Source organism: Cellulomonas triticagri (assembly GCF_003696205.1).
GTDB lineage: Bacteria > Actinomycetota > Actinomycetes > Actinomycetales > Cellulomonadaceae > Cellulomonas > Cellulomonas triticagri.
This window is the reverse complement of sequence record NZ_RFFI01000150.1, coordinates 1-7,802: the sequence shown is the minus strand read 5'-3', so window position 1 is coordinate 7,802 and position 7,802 is coordinate 1. Positions and strand designations below refer to the sequence as shown.

General features: G+C 78.0%; 8 protein-coding genes. All 8 read left to right on the top strand.

Going from position 1 to position 7,802, the window contains the following annotated elements:
• The coding region (gene folK / locus EBM89_RS18535; protein WP_122151104.1) for a 2-amino-4-hydroxy-6-hydroxymethyldihydropteridine diphosphokinase at nucleotides 1-1,032 on the top strand (1,032 nt) is incomplete at its 5' end.
• Complete coding sequence (locus tag EBM89_RS18530; protein ID WP_122151103.1) at nucleotides 1,032-1,526, top strand: DUF3180 domain-containing protein; 495 nt, start codon at nucleotides 1,032-1,034, stop codon at nucleotides 1,524-1,526. The genes folK and EBM89_RS18530, both read left to right, overlap by 1 nt.
• A gap of 68 nt (nucleotides 1,527-1,594) precedes the next feature.
• The gene (locus EBM89_RS18525; RefSeq protein WP_122151106.1) at nucleotides 1,595-2,161 is read left to right on the top strand and encodes a PH domain-containing protein; all 567 of its coding nucleotides are present in this window, start codon (nucleotides 1,595-1,597) and stop codon (nucleotides 2,159-2,161) included.
• Nucleotides 2,158-3,870 (top strand): PH domain-containing protein, encoded by a 1,713-nt coding sequence (locus EBM89_RS18520; RefSeq protein ID WP_233571848.1) that lies wholly within the window; start codon nucleotides 2,158-2,160, stop codon nucleotides 3,868-3,870. Before EBM89_RS18525 ends, EBM89_RS18520 begins: the two co-directional genes overlap by 4 nt.
• The gene (locus tag EBM89_RS18515; RefSeq protein ID WP_122151102.1) at nucleotides 3,867-4,898 is read left to right on the top strand and encodes a Rossmann-like and DUF2520 domain-containing protein; all 1,032 of its coding nucleotides are present in this window, start codon (nucleotides 3,867-3,869) and stop codon (nucleotides 4,896-4,898) included. The genes EBM89_RS18520 and EBM89_RS18515 overlap by 4 nt, the downstream gene beginning before the upstream one ends.
• Nucleotides 4,895-5,770, top strand: coding sequence for a pantoate--beta-alanine ligase (panC, locus tag EBM89_RS18510; RefSeq protein WP_122151101.1), 876 nt, complete (start codon nucleotides 4,895-4,897; stop codon nucleotides 5,768-5,770). Before EBM89_RS18515 ends, panC begins: the two co-directional genes overlap by 4 nt.
• A complete protein-coding gene (gene panD / locus EBM89_RS18505; RefSeq protein ID WP_122151100.1) occupies nucleotides 5,770-6,366 on the top strand; it encodes an aspartate 1-decarboxylase in 597 nt (198 codons plus the stop codon). The genes panC and panD overlap by 1 nt, the downstream gene beginning before the upstream one ends.
• On the top strand, nucleotides 6,363-7,802 hold a 1,440-nt coding region (locus EBM89_RS18500), incomplete at its 3' end, for an L-aspartate oxidase (protein WP_122151099.1). The genes panD and EBM89_RS18500, both read left to right, overlap by 4 nt.

Below are 7,802 nucleotides of genomic sequence, written 5' to 3'. Positions count from 1 at the left end.
CCCGGCCCGCTCGACCCGCCCGACGCGACGGCCGTGCTGCCCGTGGCGGCGCCCGAGCCCGCCGACGCCCGCGACGCGACGACATCGATGCCGCCGGCGCCCGACGCGCCGGGCGTGGCGTCGGCACCCGGGGGCGTGCCGCTGCTCGCCCCGGACGACGACGTCGTGGACGGCGAGCTCGTCCAGGACGCCCTGGACGCCGCCCCCGACGCGCCGGTCGAGGTGGTCCTCGGCATCGGGTCCAACCTCGGCGCCGCCCAGGACACGCTGCGCGACGCCGTCGCGGATCTCGCGGACTCCCCGGGCATCGAGGTGGTCGACGTCTCCGCGCTGGCGCGCACCGCGCCCGTGGGCGGGCCGGACCAGCCGGACTTCCTCAACGCGGTCGTCGTCGCGCGCACCACGCTGTCCCCGCGCGACCTGCTGCGCGCCACCGCCGAGGTCGAGCGCCGGCACGGCCGGGAGCGCACCGTGCGCTGGGGGCCGCGGACCCTCGACGTCGACATCATCGTCTACGGGCAGGTGTCGGCCGTGACCGACGACCTGGAGCTGCCGCACCCGCGGGCGCACCAGCGGGCGTTCGTGCTCCAGCCCTGGGCGCAGGTGCAGCCGGACGCCGTCCTGCACGGGCTCGGCGGCGGCCCGGTCGCGGCCCTGGCCGCGACCGCCCCCGACCGCGAGGGCGTCCGCTGGCTCGCGCTGGACTGGCTGACCGCGCCCGTGCCCGCCGCGCTGCCCGACCCGGCGGACCTGGACCCCGCCGGTCCTGCCGGCTCGGCCGAGCCTGGCAGCACGGACCGGGATCGCCCGGACCTGGACCACGACGGCCGCGACGCCGCGCCCGTCGAGCGGCCGCCGTTCGCGCCCGTCGCCGACGGTCCGGCGCCCGCCGCCGACGGCGCCCCGTACCGCCACCCGTTCGACCCGGTCCGCAGCCCTGAGCGCGACCCCGCGCAGGACGCCGTCGCGGGCATCGAGAGCACGGGCCCGCAGCCGACCGCCGACGAGCCCGACGGCCGGCAGGGCCCCTGATGCAGCGCACCCGCGTCCGCACCCTGGTCCTGATCGCCGTCCTCGCCACGGGCCTCGGCTGGCTGGTGGTGCGGCTGGTCGGCAGCCGTGGGCACACACTGCCGCAGGTGCCGTGGGCGATGGTCGCGGTGCTGGTGCTGATCGCGGCGGTCGTCCTCGGCATGGGCTGGTCGGTGCGGCAGTACCTGCGGGGCAAGCACCCGTCGCTCGACCCGCTGCGCGCCGCCCGCACCGCCGTGCTCGCCAAGGCGTCCTGCTACACCGGCGCGCTGCTCGCGGGCTGGTACGTGGCGCAGGTGCTCGACGTGCTGGGCGACCTGGGCATCGAGGCGCAGGCGTCGCGTGCCGCCAGCGCGGGGCTCGCCGTGCTCGGCTCCGTGGTGCTCCTGGTGGTCGGCCTGGTCGTGGAGTGGTTCTGCCGGATCCCCCCGCAGGACCCGGAGGAGCGCGCGCCCGGCGCCACCGACCCCACCCCGCCCGCCGCCGCGACCTGAGGGTCCGGACGGGCGGACGACGACGCGGTCCTGCGCCGCGGGGCGGTCGCGGTGGAAGGATGGTGCTCATGAGCACGCCCGACCTGCCCGAGCCCGTGGTCGCCGCCCCCGTGGCGGACCCCGACGCGCCCGCCCAGGCACCCCTGCGCGAGAGCGAGCCGTTCGAGCCCGAGGGCGTCGCGTGGACCCCGGTGTCGCCGCGGCTCGCGACCGCCCGGCTCGTCGTGAACGCGATCTGGCTGGGGGTGCCGCTGCTGGGTCTGGTCGTCGCGGCCGCGCTGTCCGGGCTCGTCGGCCTGTGGATCGGCGCGGGCGGCGTCGCGGTGCTGCTCGCGTGGGTCGCGTGGTTGGTGCCGCGGCAGGTCCGCGCCATGGGCTACGCCGAGCGCGCCGACGACCTGCTGCTGCGCAAGGGCATCCTGTTCCGGTCGATGGTCGTGGTGCCCTACGGCCGGATGCAGTACGTCGACGTGTCCGCCGGTCCGCTGGCCCGCCAGCTCGGCATCGCGTCCGTGCAGCTGCACACCGCCTCGCCCGGCACCGACGCGTCCATCGACGGCCTGCCCGCGGCGGAGGCCGCCCGGCTGCGCGACCAGCTCGCGTCGCGCGGCGAGGCCCGGCTGGCGGGGCTGTGACCGACCCCCGCGAGGTGGCGGGGCCGGAGCGGGTCGGGGACACGACCGGCCCCGTGCACCCCGCCGCACCCGCCGCACCCAAGGTCCCTGACGCGCCCTCGGCGTCGCCGGGCGTGCCTCCGGCTGCGCCGGACGCGCCCGCTGCGGCTCCCGCACCCGAGCCGGAGCCGCCCGCCGACGACCTCGGCTGGCGCCGCATGCACCCGGTGACCCCCGCGGTGAAGGGCTGGAAGGTCCTCGTCGCGGTCATCGCCGTGGTGGTGTGGAACTCGGCCGACGAGGTCCGCGACCTCGCGGGCCTGCTGGGCGCGAGCGTGTGGCTGTACGTCGTCGGGGCGATCCTGCTGGTCGCGCTGATCGGCTTCGGGTACTCGGCGGTGGCCTGGCGGATGACCCGGTTCGCGGTCACCGACGAGGCCGTGCACCTGCGCACGGGCGTGCTGTTCCGGCAGCAGCGCCAGGCGCGCCTGGACCGCCTGCAGGCGGTCGACGTGGTGCAGCCGCTGCTGGCGCGCATCCTCGGGCTGTCCGAGCTGCGGCTGGAGGTCGCGGGCGGGTCCGGGTCGGCGGTGTCGCTGGCGTTCCTGCGCGAGGCCGAGGCGGAGCAGCTGCGGGCCGAGCTGCTCGCGCGGGCCGCGGGCGTGCACCGCTCCCGCCGCGCCGCCGCCCCGTCGCCGGCTGCTGCCCCCGCACCCGCACCCGACGGCGCTGCGCACGGCACCCCGGCGCACCCCGTCGCCGCCCCCGCTGCGGGCCCCGTCGTGACCGCGCCCGTCCCGCCCGGCCAGGAGCCGGACGCCGACTGGGACGCCCCCGCGCCCGTGGCCCCCGAGCAGCCCGTCTACGACGTCCCGATCGGCCGCCTGCTGGCGTCGATCCTGCGGTCGTCCGCGTCGATCTGGCTGGTCGTGCTCGCGGTCGTGCTGGTCGTCGTCGTGGTGACCTCGGGCGAGATCGGGTCGGCGTTCGCGATCCTGCCGGGTCTGCTCGGTGTCGTGTCGTACACGTGGAGCCGGTTCAACCGGGGCGCGAACTTCCGGGCCGCGATCTCCCCGGACGGCATCCGGCTGCGGCACGGCTTCACGGAGGCGCGCGCGCAGACGGTGCCGCCGGGCCGGGTGCAGGCGGTGCAGATCACCCAGGGCCTGCTGTGGCGGGGCCGGGACTGGTGGCGGGTCGAGGTCAACGTCGCGGGCTACGGCTCGGGCGGGGAGGACGACACACAGAGCGCGAACGTGCTGCTGCCCGTGGGGACGCGGGACGACGCGCTGCTGGCGCTGTGGCTGGTGCTCCCGGACCTGGGGACCGCGGACCCGCGCGGCCTCGTCGCCACGGGCCTGGTCGGCCGGGACGCCGCGGACGGCTGGGCGGTCGCCCCGCGGCGGTCGCGCTGGCTGGACCCGATCGCCTGGCGGCGGCACGGCGTGACGGTGACCGAGCGCGCCCTCGTGCTGCGCTCGGGCGTGCTGACGCGGCGCCTCGTCGTGGTCCCGCACGAGCGCACGCAGTCCCTGACCCTGGCGCAGGGCCCGTGGCAGCGGCGCCTGCGGCTGGCGACGGTGCAGCTGCAGTCGACGCCGGGTCCGGTGACGCCGCACGTCGCGCACCTGGACGAGCGGGTCGCGGCGGGGCTGGTGGACGAGCAGGCGACGCGGGCGCGGGTGGCCCGCGCCGGGGCGGGGCCGGAGCTGTGGATGCGCCGGGCATGACGCGGCTGGGGATCGGCGTCGTCGGCGCGGGCCGGGTCGGCGCGGTGCTGGGCAGCGCCCTGCGCGCGGCCGGGCACCCGGTGGTGGGCGTGAGCGCGGTGTCGCAGGAGTCGCGGGAGCGGGCGGACGCGATGCTGCCGGGCGTCCCGGTGCTCGACGTGCCCGAGGTGGTGCGCCGGGCGGAGCTGGTGCTGCTGGCGGTGCCGGACGACGCGCTCGCGGACCTGGTCGCGGGGCTCGCGGCGACCGGCGCGTGGCAGGCCGGGCAGATCGTGGTGCACACCGCCGGGCGGTTCGGCACGGACGTGCTGGCGCCCGCGCGGGCGGCCGGGGTGATCCCGCTGGCCCTGCACCCGGCGATGACGTTCACGGGGACGTCTCTGGACCTGTCCCGCCTGGTGGGCTGCACGTTCGCCGTGTCGGGCCCGACGCCGGTGCTGCCGATCGGGCAGGCGCTGGTCGTGGAGATGGGCGGCGAGCCCGTCGTGCTGGACGAGGCGGTGCGCCCGCTGTACCACGCGGCCCTGGCGCACGGGGCGAACCACCTGGTGGTGCTGGTCGCGCAGGCCGGGCAGGCGCTCGCGGCCGCGGGGGTCGGCGACCCGGGCGCGGTGCTGCGGCCGCTGCTGACGGCCGCGCTGGACGGCGCGCTGCGCGCGGAGTCGGCGGGCGGCGGTCGGGAGTCGAGCGGCGACGTCACGACGGGCGCGGTGACCACCCTCACGGGCCCGGTGCGGCGCGGCGACGCGGGCACGGTCCGCGACCACCTGGCAGAGCTCGGGGCGCTGGGCGTGCGGACCGGGGCGACGGACGTGGCGGAGTCGTACCGGACGCTGTCGCGTGCGGCCACCGGCCGGGCGCTCGGCGCGGGCCTGCTGCGCCCGGACCAGGGTGAGGCGCTGCTGGACGCCCTCGGGGGAGCGGCCCCGGTTCGGGACGACGGCCCGGACGGGAGTACGGTGCACGGCGCGCAGGACGACGGGGACGACACCCCCGCCCCGGGCGCCGACGGAGAGGACCAGGCATGACCACCCCCGCACGGACGGGTGCCCCCACGCTGGCGCGCACGCGCGACCAGCTCGACCAGGCGCTCGTCCCGGCCCGCCGCGCCGTCGTGATGACGATGGGCGCCCTGCACGCCGGGCACCTCGCCCTGGTCCGGGAGGCCCGCGCGCGGGCCGAGCAGGTCGTGGTGACGATCTTCGTGAACCCGCTGCAGTTCGGGGCGGGCGAGGACCTGGACCGCTACCCGCGCGACCTGGACGGCGACCTCGCGCTGCTGACCGCCGCGGACCTGCTGGGCGAGGGCGACGTGGTGTTCGCGCCGACACCCGAGGTGGTCTACCCCGACGGGGACCCGGTGGTCCGGGTCTCGGCCGGGGTGATCGGCACGGTGCACGAGGGCGCCGTGCGGCCCGGGCACCTGGACGGCGTGCTCACCGTGGTCCTCAAGCTCCTGCACCTGACCGGCCCGGACGTGGCGCTGTTCGGCCGCAAGGACGTGCAGCAGCTCGTCGCGGTGACGCGCATGGTGCGGGACCTGGACGTGCCGGTCGAGGTCGTGGGCGTGCCCACGGTGCGGGACGCGGACGGCCTCGCGCTGTCCTCGCGCAACGCGTACCTGTCCGACGACGAGCGCGTGCGCGCGCTCGCGCTGAGCCGGTCCCTCGCCGCAGGGCGGGACGCGGCGGCGGCGGGCGGCACCCCGGACGACGTGCGCGCGGCGACCCGGGCGGTGCTCGACGCCGCCGGGGTCGAGACCGACGACCTGGCCCTCGTGGACCCGACGACGTTCGCGGACCTCGACGGGCGCCCGGCGGGCGGCACCGCAGTGCTGGCCGTGGCGGGCCGGGTGGGCGCGACCCGCCTGATCGACAACTCCGACGTGAGGTGGGCGTGATGACGTCGCTGCTGCGGCCGATGATGATCGGCAAGATCCACCGGGCGACCGTGACGCAGGCCGACCTGCACTACGTCGGCTCGATCACCGTCGACGCGCACCTGCTGGCGGCCGCGGACCTGCTGCCGGGTCAGCAGGTCGACGTCGTGGACGTGACCAACGGCGCGCGCCTGACGACCTACGTGATCGCGGGCGAGCCCGGCTCCGGGCAGATCTGCATCAACGGCGCCGCCGCGCACCTGGTGCACCCGGGCGACGTGGTCATCCTCATCGCGTACGGGATGCTGCCCGACGCCGAAGCGCGGACCTACGAGCCGCACGTCGTCCTCGTGGACGCCGACAACCGGATCATGGACACCGGGCACGACCCGGGCACGGTGCCGGACTCGTGGACCGCGACGTCGGGCCTGCACCCGAGCGGCGTGCCGTTCGACCAGGGCAGGGCGCTCGTGGAGGGCGACGCGGGCGGCACGGCTGCCGGGGGCGACGGCCTGCCGCACCCGGTGCGCACCGACCTCGGCGGCCCGGCCGCGCCCGACGCCACCGACGCCGCCGACGCCTCTGACGTCGGCACCGACGCCGGCACCCGGCGGTGACGACCCGCCTCGCGCGCCGGCTCGCCGCCCCGGCCCCCGGCTGGACGGCGCACGCGGACGCCGTGGTCGTGGGCTCGGGCATCGCGGGGCTGACGGCCGCCCTCGAGCTGCGGACCCGGGTGCCGCGCGTGCTGCTGGTGACCAAGGGCGCGCTCGTGTCCGGGTCGACCATCTGGGCGCAGGGCGGCATCGCCGCGGCGCTCGACCCGGCGGACTCCCCGGCCGCGCACCTGCGGGACACCCTGGAGGCGGGCGTCGGGCTGTGCGACCCGCGGGCGGTCGAGGTGCTGGTCACCGAGGGGCCCGCGCGGGTGCGCGAGCTCGTCGCGCGCGGCGCCGTGTTCGACACCGAGCCCGACGGCGCGCTGAGCCTGACCCGCGAGGGCGGGCACCACGCGGACCGCGTCGCGCACGCGGGCGGCGACGCCACGGGCGCCGAGATCTCCCGGGCGCTGGTCGCGCAGCTCGACGCCGTGCGCGCCGACCCGGGCATCGAGGTCATCGAGAACGCCCTCGTCCTCGACGTGCTGACCGGGACGCCGGGGCACGACGGCCGTCCCGCCCCGGTCGCGGGGGTGACGCTGCACGTCATCGGCGCGGGCAGCCGCGACGGGGTGGGGGCCGTGCTCGCGCCCGCGGTGGTGCTCGCCACCGGCGGCATCGGCCAGGTGTTCCGCTCGTCCACCAACCCCGCCCAGGCGACCGGCGACGGCATCGCCGCGGCGCTGCGCGCCGGTGCGGTGCTCGGCGACGTCGAGTTCGTGCAGTTCCACCCGACCGTGCTGTGGCTCGGGTCCGGGGTGAAGGGGCAGCTCGCCCTGATCTCCGAGGCGGTGCGCGGCGAGGGCGCGCACCTGGTCGACACCGACGGCCACCGGTTCATGGCGGGCGTGCACCCCCTCGCGGAGCTCGCGCCCCGGGACGTCGTCGCGAAGGCGATCGTCCGGCAGCTCGCCCGCACTGGGTCGGACCACGTGCTGCTGGACGCCCGGCACCTGGGGGCGGACCGGCTGCGCCGCCGGTTCCCGACCATCGCCGGGCGGCTCGCGGAGCATGGCCTCGACCTCGCGACCGACCTGGTGCCCGTCGCCCCGGCGCAGCACTACCACTCGGGCGGCGTCGTCACCGACATCGTCGGACGGGCGTCCGTGCCCGGGCTGTACGCGGTGGGGGAGGTGGCGTGCACGGGCGTGCACGGCGCCAACCGGCTCGCGTCGAACTCGCTGCTGGAGGGCCTGGTGTTCGCGCACCGCGCGGCCCACGACATCGCCCGCCGGGTCGAGTCCGGCGCGCTGCGGCAGGTCGACCCCGTCGAGCGCGGCGGACCCGAGGCGCTGGTGGCCGGGGCCGCCCGGTCCCGGGTGCAGCGGATCGCGACCGACGGCGCCGGGGTGCTGCGCTCCGCGGCGGGGCTGGCGGCGGCGTCGGCGGCGCTC

Coding starts and splice junctions, on each gene's coding strand:
- EBM89_RS18530 (WP_122151103.1), top strand. CDS start 1,032: ATGCAGCGCACCCGCGTCCGCACCCTGGTCCTGATCGCCGTCCTCGCC.
- EBM89_RS18525 (WP_122151106.1), top strand. CDS start 1,595: ATGAGCACGCCCGACCTGCCCGAGCCCGTGGTCGCCGCCCCCGTGGCG.
- EBM89_RS18515 (WP_122151102.1), top strand. CDS start 3,867: ATGACGCGGCTGGGGATCGGCGTCGTCGGCGCGGGCCGGGTCGGCGCG.
- panC (WP_122151101.1), top strand. CDS start 4,895: ATGACCACCCCCGCACGGACGGGTGCCCCCACGCTGGCGCGCACGCGC.
- panD (WP_122151100.1), top strand. CDS start 5,770: ATGACGTCGCTGCTGCGGCCGATGATGATCGGCAAGATCCACCGGGCG.